The sequence below is a fragment of the Rhodococcus sp. 14-2470-1a genome (assembly GCF_002259425.1).
In the GTDB taxonomy this organism is placed as follows: Bacteria; Actinomycetota; Actinomycetes; order Mycobacteriales; family Mycobacteriaceae; genus Rhodococcoides; species Rhodococcoides fascians_E.
In genome coordinates, this window is record NZ_NPFZ01000014.1 from 55891 (window position 1) to 71577 (window position 15687).

Genomic DNA, 15687 nt, shown 5'->3' on the forward strand with positions numbered 1-15687 from the left:
GGACGATCATGACAACAACTCTCGTCGACCAGGACCTCGCCTACCGCGCGCAGACGACGTTGACGGCCTATGCCTGGGCAGCCGACTCCGGTGATCTCGACACATTGCGCGATCTCGCGCTCGAGGACATAGCGGTCACGCAGACGACCCAGGAGAAGCACGGGATCGAGAACTTTCTCGACATCTACCGTGCGTTCGCGGCGTCCGAGACCGAGGTGTCGCGTCACGTTGTCACCAACACACTGGTGACGCCCGAGGGCGACGGTGTTCGCATCGATGCCTACTTCGAGGCGACATTGTTCAACCCGGGCGGCACTTCCCGGATCTTCGGTCGCTACTCCGACTCATTGCTAGAGGTGGACGGTGATCTCAAGATCAAGCACAAGAGAATCTTCGTCGACCGAGTCATGGCTCTGCCGACTGCGACCGCAGCGTTCGTGCCGTACGGGTCCTCCGACTCGTGAGCCGGGTGGGAATCGACGACAACGAGAACCTCTCGTCGGTGCGCGCATCGATGGAAGGGCGCTCGGAGTTGATCGCGACCCAGACCGAGTGCACCTTCGCGTTCACCACCGAAGCAGGCTGGCCCGCGGGCGTCGTCATGAGTTACCTGTTCACGAGAGACAGGTTCTGGTTGACGGCGGCCGCCGGCCGGGCGCACGTTCGCGCCGCGGTGCGCGATCCCCGCGTGAGCTTGGTGATCTCCAATGCCGGCACGTCGTTGCCGGGCCGCCGGATGGTCTCGATTCGAGGTAAGGCCACTGTGCACGACGAGGCTTCGGTGAGAACGTGGTTCTATCCGAAGTTCTCGCGGCATCTCGCACCAGGGGATCCCGACGCCTTCGCGCGACTACTGGACAGCCCGGAACGCGTCGTCCTCGAAGTCGAGCCGGTTCGCATCGCCGTCAGCCACGATTCGACGAAGATGCCCGGTGACGGGCGTGGTGGTCAGCTGCGATAAGTGTTCCAAGTGGGCGCGGACTCGGGATAGTCGGCTTCGGCGTATCGAGTCTGCGGCCACCTGATCCGCTTGCCCGTGCGGAAGCTTGCGCTCATGGCTTCGAACGGTACCGCGTACATGAAGGTGACCTCGCGGTGCTGGAACCGCCACTCACCGTCGAAGGCGTACAGGTCCGAGTAGCGAAACGCCGTTAGCATCAGCGTGTCTCGGACGGCGAGTTCGGCATGCCCGGTCATCCGGCCCGTTGCGGTGGTTGCGCTTTCGACGGTGATCAGGTGGATCTCCGGGGTGTGCAGCATGGTGGTGTAGCGATCCATGCTGCCGACGTAGAACTCTCGGAGCTCGTCTTGGCCACGCAGAGTACTGCCGGCCACCGCGAACGTGGCGTCGGGCGTGTACATCCCGAGGACCGCGTCGATGTCGTGGTCGTCCACCGCCATCGAGTAGGCGCCTGCCAGGTCGCGGATCGCGTCCTTGGCGATCAGTACGTCGAGTCGGTCCATGAGTCTCCTTCCCACGCCCGTCAGCGGCGTGTGCACGTAGCTCACGCACACACGCCGCTGATCGAGAAGCTGTCAGGCCTCGAACCCCTCCATCTGGGGCGGGGTGAGAGGCGAGATGACGCGGGAAGCGATTTTCCACCCGTCGTCGGTGCGGACGTACGTGTCTTCGTTCAGCGCAATGGCTTTGAACGCCGCGCCACCGTTGGTGTGGCCCTCGGAGAACACGTAATTGGTGCCGTGCGCGGTGGTGTCGGAATCGAAGTGCACGATGTGATTGGTGATGATGTGGAACTGATCCTTCACCTGCTCGGCATCACGCTCGAAGAAGTCGAGGATCGCCTCGTGACCCTCGTACTTCGCCAGGCCCACCGGCGTCGCATCCCACACGGCGTCGACGGCGAACGCACTCAGAGCCAGTTTGGGATCGAACTTGTCCAATCCCAACGCGTAGGTATGTGTTGCGGAAATGATCTCACTGACACTCATTCGAGCCTCCTACTCGTCGTACATGATGACGCCGCGGATGTTCTTGCCGTCGCGCATGTCCTGGATGGCCTCGTTGATCTGTTCGAGCTTGTAGGTCTTGGTGACCAGCTCGTCGAGCATGAATTCGCCGCGGCGGTACATGTCGGCGATCAACGGGATGTCGCGGCGGGCCGTCGTGGTTCCGTACAACGTGCCTTGCAGGCGCTTTCCGGACATCGCGAAGGTGAACAAATCGAATGGCACGTCGCGCTGGGTGACCGGGGCCGCAGAGGTGAGCACTAGGGTGCCGCCGCGTCGCGTCATTTCCTGTGCTGGGTTGAGGAGGTGACCGTAGGCGATGTCGACGGTGATGAGCACCTTGTCTGCCCCCTGGCCGTTGGAGAGCGTGTCGACGAGTTCCTTGGCCTGATTCAGGTTTTCGACGGTGTGCGTTGCGCCGAAGAGCTTCGCCTGGTCGCGCTTGTACTCGACGGGATCGACGGCGACGATGTTCTTCGCGCCCTTGTGGCGAGCGCCCTGGACGGCGTTCATGCCGACGCCGCCGGTACCGATGACGACGACGGTTTCACCGAGAGCAACCTCGGCCGCGTAGACGGAGGATCCCCAGCCGGTGGGGACACCGCAGCCGATCAACGCAGCCTTGTCGAGCGGAATGTCCTTCCCGATCTTCACGCACGAATCGATGTTGACGACGACGTACGGCGAGAAGGTTCCGAGGAACGAGAAGGGTCCGACGCCCTGACCGCGAGCATGCACGCGATGGGTTCCGTCGGGTGCGAAGCCGGCGAGCACCCCTGCGCCCATCTCACACATGTTCGAGCGGCCGATGGTGCACATCTGACAGTGCCCACACGAGGGAAGGAACGACAGCACGACGTGGTCGCCGACCTCGAAGCCGGTGACATCGGGACCGAGCTCCTCGATGACGCCTGCACCTTCGTGACCACCGATGATGGGTGCCCAGTCGAGCGGGATGTCGCCGGTGTCGACGTGATCGTCGCTGTGGCAGATTCCCGAGGCCGCGAGCTTGATGCGCACTTCACGGCTCTTGGGCGGATCGATCTCGATCTCTTCCACACTCCACCCCGACCGTGTGCCGGGCTCCCAGATCAAGGCTCCGATGGTTTCCACTTCATGCTCCTTCGATAAGACCGAACGATGCTGTCCACGTGCGACGTTGAATTGATGCGCACCTTTACATGTGACTCCTGTCACCATAACCATGATAATGATTAGTGTAAAGGGTGGGATGTTAGAAAGTGAGTACAGAAAGAGGTGCCGCAGATGGTCGACCATCCGACTAGCCAGACCTTCACACTTGCCTACGGAGATTGCGATGCCATCGGTATCTCGTACTTCGCGATGAACTATCCCTGGATGGAACGCACCTACAGCGTGTGGCTGCATTCCTACGGTCTCGACAGCCACACGATGATGGATGCCATCGGGGTCGGTACGGTCGGATTCGGTTCCGAGTGCACCTATCTCACGTCGTGCCGTGTGTTCGACGAGATCGATTGCGGCATGGAACTCGATCACCTCGGAACCACCTCCTACATCGTCGGATTCCCGTTCACGCGCGTCGGCGAGCGCGTCGCCTACGGCAAGATCAAGTACGCCGTGCGAGGACCCGACGGACTCAAAGCTCCGATTCCCGACGCCCTGCGCGACGCGCTCTCCTCTCTCGGCCGTCCGTGACGGCACAGACCGGAGCCGATATCGCAGGTGTTGCCCACCGGCGGCGAATGCTGGGCGCCGCGACAGCAACAGCGTTTGCTGCACTCGTCGTCGGATCGAACGTGCCCGGGCCGCTGCTTCCGATGTATGCAGACCGGATGGCACTCTCGACGTTCACGGTGTCTGCGCTGTTCGCAACCTATCTCGTGGCATTGGTCGTGACGTTCACCGTGATGGCACGCACGCATCTCACTCGCTATGCGTGGCTGCTGTTGCCGGGGTCCGTGGCCGGCGGGATCGTCGCCGATGTCGCACTGATGATGGGCGGCGATTCCGTCGTCGCACTCTTCGTCGGCAGGTATCTGACCGGCACGTGTGTCGGGGTGGCCACGGGTGCGGCTGCAACCATCGCCGTAGCGGCGCGTGGTGAGAAGGGACGCACCATCGCGGCCTCGGGGGCAATATTCGGGTCGTTCGTCGGTCTGATCCTCGGAGCTGTCACAGCCGAGTACCTTCCGGGCCCGACGACGACTGTGTACGTGATCCACACGGGCCTGCTCGTGACGGTGGTGGCCGTTCTTGTCTTCGCTCTCTATCGCGCGCGAGACATCCTGCGCGCTGCTCTCGTCGAACCTGAATCTGTCGATGCCGAGGCGTTCGACACCGAGCGCGACACCCGCGCTCGCGCCGCGGGTTACGGAATCGGCCTCGCGGGTTGGGCAATCGGCGGAATCGCCGTCGGAATCTTGCCGACGGCTGTTCGTGAGCAGACGGAAAGTTCGTCGCTGATCGTCGGCGCCCTCGCACCGGTTGTGTTGCTGTCGATCGCGTGGCTCTCGCCCTTCGTCTTCACCGCTCTACGGACGGCGCTGCGGCCGATCCAGTCGTTGATTCTCATCGCTGCCGGGGCCATCCTGTGCGCGGCCGGGGTGCTCTCGTCGAGCTTGATTCTCGTTCTGGCCGGCTGTGTCTGCTGGGGGCTCGGGCAAGGGTTCGCGTACGCATGCGGGCTCCGGATCTTGACGCGCGGCGCATCTGCCGTCGAGCAGGGGCGTATCGCCTCACGATTCGCCTCGTTCTGTTACGGGTTGACTGCCGTGCTGGCGCTGGTCACCGGTGCGGTGTCGACTGCATGGGGGAGCGCGACGGGGATGGCAACGGCAGGAGTGGTTTTCGTGGTGCTGTGTTCAGTTGTTGCTCTGCTCGGCCACGGCCGATGGGAAGCACCCGCCGAGCCGCTAGGACCAGAACTGCTCCAACCAGGAAGCGTCACCCGCGTGCAGTGACTCCGGCCAGTCCGCCGGCCGTCGATCTCCGTAGGCGCGCATGCTGTTCGGATCACCGAGCCCGTCCGAGTACTCGCTCGCGGGTAGGTAGTACATGTAGGACATCAACCGATCCTGAATCCTCCAGGTGCCGTCGACGCGTCGGTAGAGGTCGCGATATCGCAACGCTGTCACCATGGGTACGTCGTTGCGCACCAGCTCCGCATGGCCGACGGCAATCCCGACGGCGCGGTCGTGATCACCGTCGTCGAATCGGATCACATGGCCGTGTGTGACGTGATTCGTCGGCCCGAGCGCGTCGAATCTGCCCTGAAAGACGTCGACGATGGCGTCGATGCCCGACGCCGAGAACACGCCGTCGGCGGACCGCATGGTCGCATCGGCGGTGAACAGGGCTCTGATCCCCGTGGTGTTCCGTTCGTCCATGGCGAGGCAGTAGAGAATAGGGAGTTCGCCGATGGCAGTGCGTGATTCGATTCGCTCGAGGCGTGTTTCGACGTCGGAGGTAGGCATCGCGCTGATCTTCTTCCGATTCCGGTATTTCCTGGACAGGACGTCGCGGACGGCCCATCATGAACTCCATCCAGTATATGCGCATGATTACCAGGAAAAGAGTGCAACGATGAAAAGGTTTGCTTTCCCGGCGTTGGCCGCGGCTGCGGTACTCGGCATCGCCGGATGTAGCGGCGGAAGCAGTGGAGGAAGCACCGCGTCGGGGGAAATGCCCTCGGAAATCACGCTTTTCTCCGTCACGGACAAGACCGGAACGTTGTCCTATGCCGGGTCAAACCAACTCAAGGGAATCGAGCTGGCGATCGATGAGATCAACGGCGAGAAGTACCTGGGCGAGTCGACGGTGAAGTTGGAGAGCCGCGACACCGCAGGCGAGGCGCAGACCGCCGCGAGCCAGGTCACTGAAGCGACCGTCAACCCCGAAGTCGCCGCGATCCTCGGCACAGTCACCAGCGCGCAGTCCATCGCCGTCGCGCCTCTTGCGCAAGCGGCCAAGGTGCCCATCGTGTTCACCCAGTCCGGCAGCGAAGGCACACTCGTCGGCGAATACACCTACCGTGCAACCGCTCCCATGGCGACCTATTACGACCAGGCCGGTGAGTACCTTCAGCAAGAGGGCGTGAAGACCCTCGGCGTTCTGTACAACAGCGCCAACCCGACCTTGACGCAGCTGTCGGAAACGACCATCCCGGAGATGGCCGACCGATTCGGATACACCGTGGCGTCCACTTCCTCGGTGCAGAACACGACCCAGGACTTCACGGCGCCAATCGCGAAGATCCTCGCCGACAACCCGGACGGGATCGCGATCATGATGAACGGCGCCCAGAACGCCACCGCGGTCTCGCAATTGCGTCAAGCCGGTTACGACGGAACTCTGGTCACGCACACCGGTTCCGGTGCAGGTAATCTCACGCCCGCGGGGCCGGCAGGCGCGGGCATGACCTGGCCCACCGATTTCACCTACCACGGCACCAATCCCGCGACGCAGGAGTTCGTCGCGGCCTACCGCGCCAAGTACAACGGCGAGAACCCGAACAACTATGCAGCCGAGGGGTACGACGCTGCGTGGATGATCGCCCACGCCATCGAGAAGTCCGGTGGTGCGTCGCGCGAGGACATCCAGAACGGTTTGCAGCAGGTCGTGGCCGAGGGCTTCACCGGCGCAGAAGGTGACGTCACCTTCGAGGGCAACGACATGCGCGTCAAAGGCGCTGTCGTGCAATGGAACGGCACCGAGGAAGTCCTCCTGTCCGAAAAGTAGCCCTTTACTCCGGGTCTGGGAAGACGGCTTTCCTCTTCTGAAGGAAGGCCGTCGCACCCTCGATCATGTCGGGGCTGCCGACCGCCTGGTTGAGCATGCCGAGTCCTGTCGAGAACGAGTCGCGTGCTGCGTTCCACCACACGTTGGAGCTGATCTTGGTGATCTCGAGGTAGCGGGGACTCAACGCAGAAATCTCGTCGCACCATCCCCGGACCGTCTCCTCCAGCTTGTCGTCTTCGACCACCTCGTTGATCAGACCCAGATCCAACGCCTGCTGTGCGGAATAGCGTCGGCAGAGCATGGCCATCTCCTTGGCGCGCTTCTCGCCGATCTGAACGCCCATCACGTTGGTGGCTCCAGTGACCGGGGAGCTTCCGACGCGCGGGCCGGTCTGGCCGAAGGTTGCCGAGCGGGCAGCAACAGCCAGGTCGCACGCAACGATCAGCTCGTTCCCACCGCCTGCGGCGGCGCCGTTGACGGCGGCGATCACCGGCCGTGGGCAGTTGCGGATGGAGTCGAACAGACGCAACGAGCCCCGGTACAGCCTGCGCATCTCCTTCGGCGTCGGCTCGCTGAGCTTGGCCAATGACCCGCCCGCGCAGAAGCTGCCTCCCGATCCGGTGATGACGACCGAGCGATAGCCGGAGGCGTCGTCGAGTGCGTCGGCAATCGCGGCCGACATCTCGGGGTCGAATGCATTGCGCCGCTCGGGCCTGTTGAGGCGGATCCAGAGCGTGGCCGGTGTACTTTCGATGATTACGTCAGGCATGAACGTTCCTGTTCGTCGGCGTGGGGGTTGAAGAAGTTGTAAAGCGGGGAACTGCGGTTTCGCGGTCGAAGACCAGCTCGGGCTTTATTGTTATAATCAATCGCCTTGATTTACGGGGCGTCCGCGGGCAGCGTTGTCGTCCGCGCGAAGCTGGGAGGACACACTCATGACCGTGACCAATCGCGCTCCCAAGGCGGCGATGGTAATCGCTCAACAGATCATCCGTGACACCTTGCGGCAAGGCCTTACGGTGGGCAACCTTCTTCCGCCCGAGAAGGCGATGCTCGAGAAGTATCAGATCGGTCGCGGAACGCTCCGTGAGGCGCTTCGCCTGCTCGAATTCCAAGGAGTCATCGCGCTCAAGCCGGGCCCCAAAGGCGGACCAGTTCTGCTCGACCCCGACGCCTCGCATCTGGCCAGCACTGTCATCCTGCTCATGCAGCTCAAGAACGCGCCTTTCAAGGCCATCGCCGAAGCGCGCGTAGCGATGGAGCCGATGATCAGCAGGTTGGCCGCCGAACGGATCTCCGACGAGTCTCTCGTTCAACTCAACGGCACCATCGAAGCGATGCGCGATTCCCTCGACGACCAGTACATCTTCCTCGAGGCCAACAAGCAGTTCCACGACATCATCGCGTGGTCGTCGGGTAACCCGCTGTTCGGTTATCTCGTCGACTCGCTGCTCGGCATCATGGACGGCACGATTATCGGCATCGACTACCCGGCGCCTCGTCGCGCCGCGATCCTGACAGCTCATCAATCGATCTACGACTCTCTGCTCGTACGGGACCCGGAACTGTCGCAGGACCGAATGGCTCAGCACATCAACGAGTACGTTCGCTACGCCGAGCGGAAGTTCCCGGGTGTGATGAGTTCTGTCATTCAGTGGGATCGGGCTCTGTAGGCGCTTCGCGCATGTGAGCGGAAATACATAGTCCGCTGTGTATTTCCGTTCACATGCGCCGTAGGCGCCTAACTGACGCTGATGGCCCGTTCCGGGCAACTGTCCGCGCCTGCCCTGGCCTCCCCGACGTGGTCGGGCGTCTGTCCTTCGGGCAGCACATAGGCATGTCCATCCTCGTCGCGCAGGGCAAAGACCTGCGGCGACGTCATCTGGCACAGTCCGTGCCCCTGGCACTGGAACTCGTCGACCGATACGTTCACGACTCCTCCTTCGAAGCGCTCTTTGTTTACAGCCATTCCAGTGACTTGAACTATAAGCTGGTCACTGTTGTGATGTTGACAACATCGTAATCTAGTATAACCATTATCAGAACAAGGCCCGAATGGTTGCGCCAGATTTCGCTCGCAGGAGGAAACACAGACATGACGGAAAGCGGCCGTTGCCCGGTCATCCACTTCGACCACAATTCGCAGGAGCACTCCGCGGATCCCGTCGGCTCCTACCGAAAGCTACGTAACGCCGAGAAGCGCGGTTGGTCCGAAGCACATGGCGGTTACTGGGTTCTGTCCGATTACGACGCCGTATTCGACGCTTCCCGCGACGACGACACGTTCTCCTCGGCGCGTAACGAGTACGGCGGCGAGGGCTTGTCGGTTGTCATCCCCAAGACGCCCATGCACCTTCACATCCCGATCGAGCTGGATCCCCCGGAGTTCCGCAAGTACCGCAAGATCGTCAACCCCATCACCTCGCCAGCTGCCGTCGAGAAGATGAAGGATCTGGTCGAGCACCACACCACCGCCTTCATCGACAGCGTCATCGAGGCGGGCGAATGCGATTTCACCTCGGTCATCGGCGTTCCGGCCATCGTCACCGTCGACTGGCTCGGCCTCGGCATCGAAGACTGGAAGACTTATGCCGCAGCCCATCACGAGGCACTCGCCGGGGTGCCGGGGACTCCGCACTACGAGCACGCGATGAAGGTCGACTTCCCGTATCTGTCCGCGAAGATGCGCTCGGTCATCGCCGACCGACGTGAGAACCCCGTCGACGATGTCATCAGCTACCTCGTGCAGCAGGAGGTAGACGGCCGCGTCCTCGACGATTTCGAGGTTTTCGCGATGGTCGAGTTGTTGGTCGCGGGCGGCACGGGGACGACGGCTTCACTGGTCAGCCAGACCCTCGTCTGGCTTGCCGACCACACCGACGTGAGGCAGCGGCTCATCGACGACCCGTCGCTCATGGACCACGCCGTCGAAGAATTCCTACGGTTCTTCTCGCCGACGCAGGCGCTCGCCCGGACGGTCACCGACGACGTCGAATTCAAGGGATGCCCGATGAAGAAGGGCGACCGTGTCCTTCTGTCGTGGGCGTCGGCGAACCGAGACGAAGAGCTGTTCGAGAACCCCGACGAGATCGACATCGATCGCTGGCCCAACCGCCACACCGCATTCGGAATCGGGGTGCACCGTTGCTCCGGTTCGCACCTGGGTCGTTTGATGGCCAAGACGCTGTTGACGCAGATCCTCGACCGCATGCCGGATTACACGATCGAGCGCGACAAGCTGGAGCGTTACCCGCACCAGGGCACAAACATGGGCTGGCAGCGGATCCCGGCCCACTTCACCCCGGGGAAGCGGGTGCTGGCCGAGGGCGAGGCTCTTGCCGCCGCCACCGCACCCGCAGCCCCGATGTACTGATGAGGGTCGTCATCGTCGGCGGTGGTCTCGCCGGAGCGCGGTCCTGTGAAACGTTGCGAGCACGCGGTTTCGAAGGGGAGATCGTGCTTCTTGCTGCCGAGAAGCACCTACCGTACGACCGGCCCCCGCTCACCAAGGCTGCGTTGAAGGGCGAGTTGAACACCCAGTTGCGCACCGACTACGACGCTTTGAGTATCGATGTCCGCACCGCCACTGCCGCAACAGGACTCGACACTTCGGCCAGGAAAGTCCACACGGCAGGCGGACCGGTCGAGTACGACGCGTTGATCATTGCGACGGGCGCCGCACCCATCCGGCTGCCGGGAACCGACCGTCAGTTGGCTGTGCGTACCGTCGACGATTCCTACGCGCTCCGCGAAAAGCTGGTTCCGGGAACGAAAGTCGTTCTCGTCGGCGCAAGTTGGATCGGCGCGGAGGTCGCGACGGCGGCTCTGGCTGCCGGCGCCGAGGTCACGTGTATCGAATTCGGTCCCGCGCCACTCGGAAACGCACTGGGTGAGGAGGTCGGCAAGCGGTTCGTCGACTGGTGGTCGGAGGTGGACCTGCGTCTCGGCGTCGGCGTTCGCGAAGTCACCGACACCGGCGTCTCGCTGACCACCGGTGAGGAGATCCCCGCCGATGTCGTCGTCGCAGGAGTCGGCGTCAGGCCTGACGTGGCGTGGTTGGAGGGATCGGGATTGGAAATCGAACGCGGGATTGTCGTCGACGAGAACCTGCGAACGTCTGATCCTCACGTGTTCGCAGTCGGTGACGTCGCGGTGCGCTGGTCTCCGCGCTCGAGCCAGCCTCTGCTCGTGGAACATTGGGACGACGCAAGAACCGGTCCGGACTCGATCGCCCAGACCCTGACTGGCGGCGAACCCGTAGCCCACGATCCTGTCCCGTACTTCTGGAGTGATCAATTCGGTCACAAGCTCCAGTACGTCGGCCACCACGCAGCCACCGACACCGTTGTCGTTCGTGACGGCGTGGACGGCAAGTGGGCTGTGGCGTGGATCGACGAAGCAGGCTTGCTCACAGCACATCTCAGTATCGACACGCCCAAGCTCATGATCGGCGCACGCGCCGCTATCGCAGCATGTTCTCGACCCGACGCGGCAGCACTACGCGATATCACCCAACCGCTCAGCTAAATCCGTTAGGCAACAACAGGAGTGATGTACCGATGACCGCTACAGTCCCCACCACACTCAAGAGTTACGACAAACTGTTCATCGGAGGAAAGTGGGTCGAGCCGTCCAGCGACGAAGTGATCGAAGTCGTCTCCCCGATCACCGAGGAATTGCTCGCGACCGTTCCCGAAGCGCAGCCAGCCGACATCGACAAAGCCGTCGCTGCCGCACGGAAGGCGTTCGACGAAGGCCCATGGCCGCGTCTCACCGCCGCCGAACGGTCGAAGTACCTCATCCGTATCCAAGAAGAGGTGGAGAAGCGATTCGACGCCATGGCGACCGCTTTCACCGCCGAGATCGGCGCACCGGCGGGCGCGAGCGTCGCATTCCACAACAACGCACTCAAGATGTGGGGCGACGCCTCCACCCTTCACGAACGATTCGAATTCGAAGAAGAGCGCAGCTGGCCCGAAGGCCACGGCAAGCTCGTCCGCGAGCCCATCGGCGTCGTCGCGACGATCATCCCGTGGAACGGCCCGGTCGCCACGGCCTCGCTGAAGATCGCGCCTGCACTCGCCGCCGGTTGCACGGTCGTGCTCAAGCCTGCACCCGAAGGCCCGGTCAGTACCATGCTGCTCGCCGAAGCACTCGAAGCAGCCGGTCTGCCCGAGGGCGTCATCTCCCTGCTGCCAGGTGGCCGTGAGACCGGTGAATATCTGGTGCGGCACAAAGACGTCGACAAGATTTCGTTCACCGGATCGACCATCGCCGGACGCAAGATCATGAGCATCTGCGGTGAGCGCATCGCACGGGTCACGCTGGAACTGGGCGGAAAATCTGCAGGCATCATCGCCGACGACATCGCCCTCGACAAGGTGTTCCCCGGCCTTGCGTTCGCAGGTATCGGCCACAGCGGTCAGGTCTGCGCGGCCATCACCCGCATCGTCGTCCCGCGTCACCGTCAGGACGAGGTGGTGGAGACCGTCAAGACGATCTTCGAATCGGTGTCCGTGGGCGATCCACGTGAGGACGGCACCGTGATCGGACCGCTCGCCGCCGAGCGACAGCGCACCCGCGTACTCGACTACATCGAGGTCGGCAAGGCCGAGGGCGCCAGGCTCGTGACCGGTGGTGGACGCCCGGCCGGGTTGGACAAGGGCTGGTACGTCGAGCCGACGCTCTTCGCCGACGTCACCAACGACATGCGCATCGCACAAGAAGAAATCTTCGGTCCGGTCGTCGTGGTGATCCCGTTCGACGATGTCGAGGAGGCCATCGCCATCGCCAACGATTCCGATTACGGACTCTCCGGAGCCGTGTACGCCGAGGATACTGCGCTCGCGGAGAGCATCGCCCGACGCGTCCGCACGGGACAGATCTCGATCAACGGCTGGGACATGTGCGTCACGCAGCCTTTCGGTGGATACAAGCAGTCCGGCCTGGGGCGTGAAGGCAACGTCGAAGGCCTTAGTTCGTTCCTCGAGACCAAGCTGATTCAGTTCGCGAACTAGCTTTTCCCACGAAGAAGGGCCCCTCTTACGTAAGAGGGGCCCTTCTTCTTCGGGTTACGCCGGTATGTCGACCCTGACCGAGAGTAGGCTCGCGTCCCGGGTGTCCTGGCGTGCGTGCTCCGAGGACGACGGTGCAGCGCAGGCAAACAGGGTCCTGCCGTCCTGCCCGCCGAGCATGCAGGCGAACACACCTGTCGGGAAGACTTTCTCTTCGACGATCTCCCCGCCTTCGATGACACGGATCAATCTCTGATGCAGGGCATCTGCAACCCAGATTGCACCTTCGGAGTCGAGGCTGATGCCGTCCGGTGCGACCTGTGCTGCGCTCATCGCGTCCTTGACCGTGGTGCGGGGAACCTCGGGACCGAACGCCGCCCAGGTGCGACGGTTCGACAAGCCACCATCGTCGGCGATGTCGAATGCGGTCAATCGGTTGCCCATGGACTCGGCGACGACCAGGGTGCGGTCCTTCGTGATGACGGATCCGTTGGGGAACAGTAGATCTCCGGCCGCGACGTCGGCGTCACCGTTGGGAGCTACATGGATGAGCACCGCGGATTCGACGTACGACCGGCTGCGGAACTCGAAACCGAAGGTGCTGATGTAGGCATGTCCGCGCTCGTCGACGACCATGTCGTTCAACTTGCCTGTCGCAAGGTGGGACACGTCGGCATGAGTGACGAGGGTGCCGTCGTTCTCGCGTCGTAGCACGAGCCCGTCGACCATGGAGACGATCAGCAGACGTCCGTCGGGCAGCCAACCGAGACCGGAGGGGCGATCGGTCAGATTCGCTTCGACGCGAACATCACCGTCGTCTCCGATCGAAAGTACCTCGTGGGCATAGAGATCCGAGATCCAGATCCGTCCGTCGTGCCAGCGCGGGCATTCCAGGAACGCTCTGTCGGTGACGACGGTGCTGATGTCGGTGGTGCTGGTCATTGTTCCAATCCTTTGCGTGTCGATCTCTATGGTGTCAAAAATCCGCCGTCGACGGCGATGGTTTGTCCGGTGACGAACGAGGCTGCGTCCGAGCACAGCCACAGTGAGGTTCGAGCCACCTCGTCCGCTGTGCCGAGTCGGCCCAACGGGGTACGAGTCTTGGTGTCGGACTCTGCCGTTTCTCCGCGGCGTGCGCGCGCCTGCCGCAGCATCGGGGTATCGATCGGACCAGGGCAGACCGTGTTGACGCGGATTCCGTCGGAGGCGTATTCGAGTGCAGCGGTGTTGCTCAGGCCTACGACTGCGTGCTTCGTTGCGGTGTAGCCCGGCGATCCAGCGAGCGCGCGGAGGGATCGGACGGAACCGATGTTGACGATGGAACCACCGCGGTCGGCGTCGAGCATGGCTCTGATCTGGAATCTCATGCACAGCAGTACAGAAGTGAGATTGACCGTCAGCATCCGGGCGAACTCGGCTTCGTCGACATCGACGATACGCAGACGATCGGGAGCAATGGCTGCATTGTTGACGGCGAAGTCGAGCCGGCCGAAGCTGCTGATGGTGGCGTCGACCATATCGTGAATCTGCCCGGAGTCTGCGACGTCTACCTTGACGAACTCGGCTCGTGCACCAAGAAATTCGATCTCGTCAACCGTATTCTTCCCTGCAGTTTCATCGATGTCGGCGGCGACGACGTCTGCGCCCTCCCTCGCGAAGGCGAGGGCCGTGGCCTTGCCCATCCCTGCGCCTGCACCAGTGACCAGTGCGGTTCTACCCTTCACGCGGACATCGAGCGACGAACGCCTGGCGTGAACGTTGCAGGGAGCGAACGGAATCCCACGTTGACGCCCTGCCGGATGTAGCGCTGCATCTTGGACTCGTCGATGGCGAAGTCCGGCATGCGTTCGAGAATCTGGCCGATGAGTGAACACGCCATCGCCCGGCCCAGATGCGAACCGGCGCAACGATGTACCCCCACCCCGAAAGCCGTGTGCCGGTTGGGCCAGCGCTCGATATCCAGTTCGTCGGGGTTCTCGAATCCGGCGGCCTCGTCGCGGTTTGCCGACGCCCAGGACAGAAGAACACGGTCACCCTCACGCATCGGGCACCCCTTGAACTCGATGTCCTGGGTGACGGTGCGGGCAAGTGCCTGAGTGGGGGAGAAATACCGAAGAAACTCCTCGACCGCGTGGTCGAGCAGGGACGGATCGTCGATCAGCTTCTGCCGAGCGTCATGATGCTGATGCAGCCAGACGAGAGCCTGGCTCACCAGTGATGCGGTAGTCCCGACGCCGCCGGAGATGAGCAACTCGACGATGGAGAAGACCTCGTCGTCGGTGATCGGGCGGTCGTCGATGGACTGCTGAACGAGGAAGCTGATGGCGTCGTCGGTGGGGTTTTCGCGGCGTGCGGCGATGGTCTCGTGCATCTGTGCGGAGCACGCGGGAAGGTCCACCTCGACGGCCTGCTTGAACTCCGGGCTGTCCTGAGGAGATGCGAGAGTTGCTCGGTGCGCGGAGGAGTAGCGACGCCACTCGTCGGTGGGAATTCCCAGCCAGTCGATCGTGACGATCGACGGCACCCCGATGATGTCCGAGAAGTCGCACTCGCCTGCTTCGATCACCTCGTCGATGAACCAGGTCGTGTAGTGCGCGATCATGTCCGTCATCCGGCCGACGGCGGCGGGCGCGGTGATCAGGTTGACGATCTTGCGATACTTCCGGAACTCCGGTGGATCGAGCTCGATCGGGATGTGCTGATGCATAGGGGTCTTGGGGATGACCACCGACAGTCCGTCGCCACCGGAGGGGGTCCTGCGTGAAGTGAAGATGTCGTCGTTGCGGGCGGCCTCGAAGACTGCGTCGTATCCGGCGAGAACCCAGTAGCCTCCGTTGGCCTCACTCCATGCAATGTCGTGCTTGGACCGAAACTTGCTGTAAGAACCGATCGGGTCAGCGGAGTGCTCGGGCGAGTTGTGATCGAAATGGGCTACTGGGCAACGTGACTGGTCGGTCATGGTTGCTCCCTCCGCGCTTGTGAC

18 protein-coding genes are annotated in these 15687 nt (G+C 62.8%); 9 read left to right on the top strand and 9 right to left on the bottom strand.

Features of this window, described 5'->3' with window-relative positions; translation table 11 throughout:
* Positions 1-8 precede the first annotated feature (8 nt).
* Together CH292_RS06535 and CH292_RS06540 are read left to right on the top strand one after the other, a co-directional pair.
* On the top strand, positions 9-464 hold the full coding sequence (locus tag CH292_RS06535; RefSeq protein WP_094627782.1) for a nuclear transport factor 2 family protein: 456 nt from the start codon (positions 9-11) through the stop codon (positions 462-464).
* Positions 461-961 (top strand): pyridoxamine 5'-phosphate oxidase family protein, encoded by a 501-nt coding sequence (locus tag CH292_RS06540; protein WP_094627781.1) that lies wholly within the window; start codon positions 461-463, stop codon positions 959-961. Before CH292_RS06535 ends, CH292_RS06540 begins: the two co-directional genes overlap by 4 nt.
* Here the strand turns inward: CH292_RS06540 and CH292_RS06545 are convergent.
* The 3 genes from CH292_RS06545 to CH292_RS06555 form a co-directional block, all read right to left on the bottom strand.
* Positions 949-1464, bottom strand: a complete 516-nt coding sequence (locus tag CH292_RS06545) for a nuclear transport factor 2 family protein (protein WP_094627954.1) — start codon at positions 1462-1464, stop codon at positions 949-951. The genes CH292_RS06540 and CH292_RS06545 overlap by 13 nt on opposite strands.
* Before the next feature lie 72 nt (positions 1465-1536).
* Positions 1537-1950: a nuclear transport factor 2 family protein gene (locus tag CH292_RS06550; RefSeq protein WP_094627780.1), complete on the bottom strand. Its 414-nt coding sequence runs from the start codon at positions 1948-1950 to the stop codon at positions 1537-1539.
* A 9-nt stretch (positions 1951-1959) separates the two neighbouring features.
* A complete protein-coding gene (locus tag CH292_RS06555) occupies positions 1960-3081 on the bottom strand; it encodes an NDMA-dependent alcohol dehydrogenase (RefSeq protein ID WP_094654344.1) in 1122 nt (373 codons plus the stop codon).
* Positions 3082-3234: 153 nt separating this feature from the next.
* Between CH292_RS06555 and CH292_RS06560 the strand changes: the two genes are divergently transcribed.
* The gene (locus CH292_RS06560; protein WP_020110866.1) at positions 3235-3648 is read left to right on the top strand and encodes a thioesterase family protein; all 414 of its coding nucleotides are present in this window, start codon (positions 3235-3237) and stop codon (positions 3646-3648) included.
* Positions 3645-4913 (top strand): MFS transporter, encoded by a 1269-nt coding sequence (locus CH292_RS06565; protein ID WP_256977959.1) that lies wholly within the window; start codon positions 3645-3647, stop codon positions 4911-4913. Before CH292_RS06560 ends, CH292_RS06565 begins: the two co-directional genes overlap by 4 nt.
* On the opposite strand, the gene CH292_RS06570 is transcribed toward CH292_RS06565, so the two are convergent.
* The gene (locus CH292_RS06570) at positions 4866-5426 is read right to left on the bottom strand and encodes a nuclear transport factor 2 family protein (RefSeq protein ID WP_094654346.1); all 561 of its coding nucleotides are present in this window, start codon (positions 5424-5426) and stop codon (positions 4866-4868) included. The genes CH292_RS06565 and CH292_RS06570 overlap by 48 nt on opposite strands.
* A 109-nt stretch (positions 5427-5535) precedes the next feature.
* On the opposite strand from CH292_RS06570, the gene CH292_RS06575 reads away from it, so the two are divergent.
* Positions 5536-6690 (top strand): ABC transporter substrate-binding protein, encoded by a 1155-nt coding sequence (locus CH292_RS06575; RefSeq protein ID WP_256977960.1) that lies wholly within the window; start codon positions 5536-5538, stop codon positions 6688-6690.
* A gap of 4 nt (positions 6691-6694) precedes the next feature.
* Here the strand turns inward: CH292_RS06575 and CH292_RS06580 are convergent, their stop codons facing one another.
* Positions 6695-7459: an enoyl-CoA hydratase/isomerase family protein gene (locus CH292_RS06580; protein ID WP_094654347.1), complete on the bottom strand. Its 765-nt coding sequence runs from the start codon at positions 7457-7459 to the stop codon at positions 6695-6697.
* A 166-nt stretch (positions 7460-7625) separates the two neighbouring features.
* Between CH292_RS06580 and CH292_RS06585 the strand changes: the two genes are divergently transcribed.
* Positions 7626-8363: a FadR/GntR family transcriptional regulator gene (locus tag CH292_RS06585; RefSeq protein ID WP_094627775.1), complete on the top strand. Its 738-nt coding sequence runs from the start codon at positions 7626-7628 to the stop codon at positions 8361-8363.
* A gap of 68 nt (positions 8364-8431) precedes the next feature.
* On the opposite strand, the gene CH292_RS06590 is transcribed toward CH292_RS06585, so the two are convergent.
* On the bottom strand, positions 8432-8623 hold the full coding sequence (locus CH292_RS06590) for a ferredoxin (protein ID WP_094627774.1): 192 nt from the start codon (positions 8621-8623) through the stop codon (positions 8432-8434).
* A 162-nt stretch (positions 8624-8785) separates the two neighbouring features.
* On the opposite strand from CH292_RS06590, the gene CH292_RS06595 reads away from it, so the two are divergent.
* Genes CH292_RS06595 through CH292_RS06605 form a run of 3 tightly spaced genes read left to right on the top strand, consistent with a single transcriptional unit; the run spans position 8786 to position 12707 of the window.
* Positions 8786-10063, top strand: coding sequence for a cytochrome P450 (locus CH292_RS06595; RefSeq protein ID WP_094654348.1), 1278 nt, complete (start codon positions 8786-8788; stop codon positions 10061-10063).
* On the top strand, positions 10063-11217 hold the full coding sequence (locus CH292_RS06600; protein ID WP_179277926.1) for an NAD(P)/FAD-dependent oxidoreductase: 1155 nt from the start codon (positions 10063-10065) through the stop codon (positions 11215-11217). The genes CH292_RS06595 and CH292_RS06600 overlap by 1 nt, the downstream gene beginning before the upstream one ends.
* Before the next feature lie 32 nt (positions 11218-11249).
* Entirely contained in the window at positions 11250-12707 is a 1458-nt protein-coding gene (locus CH292_RS06605; RefSeq protein ID WP_094654349.1) for an aldehyde dehydrogenase, read from the top strand.
* 54 nt (positions 12708-12761) lie between these two features.
* Here CH292_RS06605 and CH292_RS06610 read toward each other — a convergent pair whose 3' ends face one another.
* The 3 genes from CH292_RS06610 to CH292_RS06620 are packed head-to-tail and all read right to left on the bottom strand — an operon-like array spanning position 12762 to position 15663.
* Complete coding sequence (locus CH292_RS06610) at positions 12762-13646, bottom strand: SMP-30/gluconolactonase/LRE family protein (protein WP_094654351.1); 885 nt, start codon at positions 13644-13646, stop codon at positions 12762-12764.
* A 26-nt stretch (positions 13647-13672) separates the two neighbouring features.
* Entirely contained in the window at positions 13673-14428 is a 756-nt protein-coding gene (locus CH292_RS06615) for an SDR family NAD(P)-dependent oxidoreductase (RefSeq protein ID WP_094654352.1), read from the bottom strand.
* Complete coding sequence (locus CH292_RS06620; RefSeq protein WP_094654354.1) at positions 14425-15663, bottom strand: cytochrome P450; 1239 nt, start codon at positions 15661-15663, stop codon at positions 14425-14427. Before CH292_RS06620 ends, CH292_RS06615 begins: the two co-directional genes overlap by 4 nt.
* Positions 15664-15687 lie beyond the last annotated feature (24 nt).

Bases quoted from the DNA above. Each gene is read 5' to 3' on its own strand.
- CH292_RS06535 (WP_094627782.1), top strand. From the start codon at position 9: ATGACAACAACTCTCGTCGACCAGGACCTCGCCTACCGCGCGCAGACG.
- CH292_RS06545 (WP_094627954.1), bottom strand. From the start codon at position 1,464: ATGGACCGACTCGACGTACTGATCGCCAAGGACGCGATCCGCGACCTG.
- CH292_RS06550 (WP_094627780.1), bottom strand. From the start codon at position 1,950: ATGAGTGTCAGTGAGATCATTTCCGCAACACATACCTACGCGTTGGGA.
- CH292_RS06560 (WP_020110866.1), top strand. From the start codon at position 3,235: ATGGTCGACCATCCGACTAGCCAGACCTTCACACTTGCCTACGGAGAT.
- CH292_RS06570 (WP_094654346.1), bottom strand. From the start codon at position 5,426: ATGCCTACCTCCGACGTCGAAACACGCCTCGAGCGAATCGAATCACGC.
- CH292_RS06575 (WP_256977960.1), top strand. From the start codon at position 5,536: ATGAAAAGGTTTGCTTTCCCGGCGTTGGCCGCGGCTGCGGTACTCGGC.
- CH292_RS06580 (WP_094654347.1), bottom strand. From the start codon at position 7,459: ATGCCTGACGTAATCATCGAAAGTACACCGGCCACGCTCTGGATCCGC.
- CH292_RS06585 (WP_094627775.1), top strand. From the start codon at position 7,626: ATGACCGTGACCAATCGCGCTCCCAAGGCGGCGATGGTAATCGCTCAA.
- CH292_RS06595 (WP_094654348.1), top strand. From the start codon at position 8,786: ATGACGGAAAGCGGCCGTTGCCCGGTCATCCACTTCGACCACAATTCG.
- CH292_RS06600 (WP_179277926.1), top strand. From the start codon at position 10,063: ATGAGGGTCGTCATCGTCGGCGGTGGTCTCGCCGGAGCGCGGTCCTGT.
- CH292_RS06605 (WP_094654349.1), top strand. From the start codon at position 11,250: ATGACCGCTACAGTCCCCACCACACTCAAGAGTTACGACAAACTGTTC.
- CH292_RS06610 (WP_094654351.1), bottom strand. From the start codon at position 13,646: ATGACCAGCACCACCGACATCAGCACCGTCGTCACCGACAGAGCGTTC.
- CH292_RS06620 (WP_094654354.1), bottom strand. From the start codon at position 15,663: ATGACCGACCAGTCACGTTGCCCAGTAGCCCATTTCGATCACAACTCG.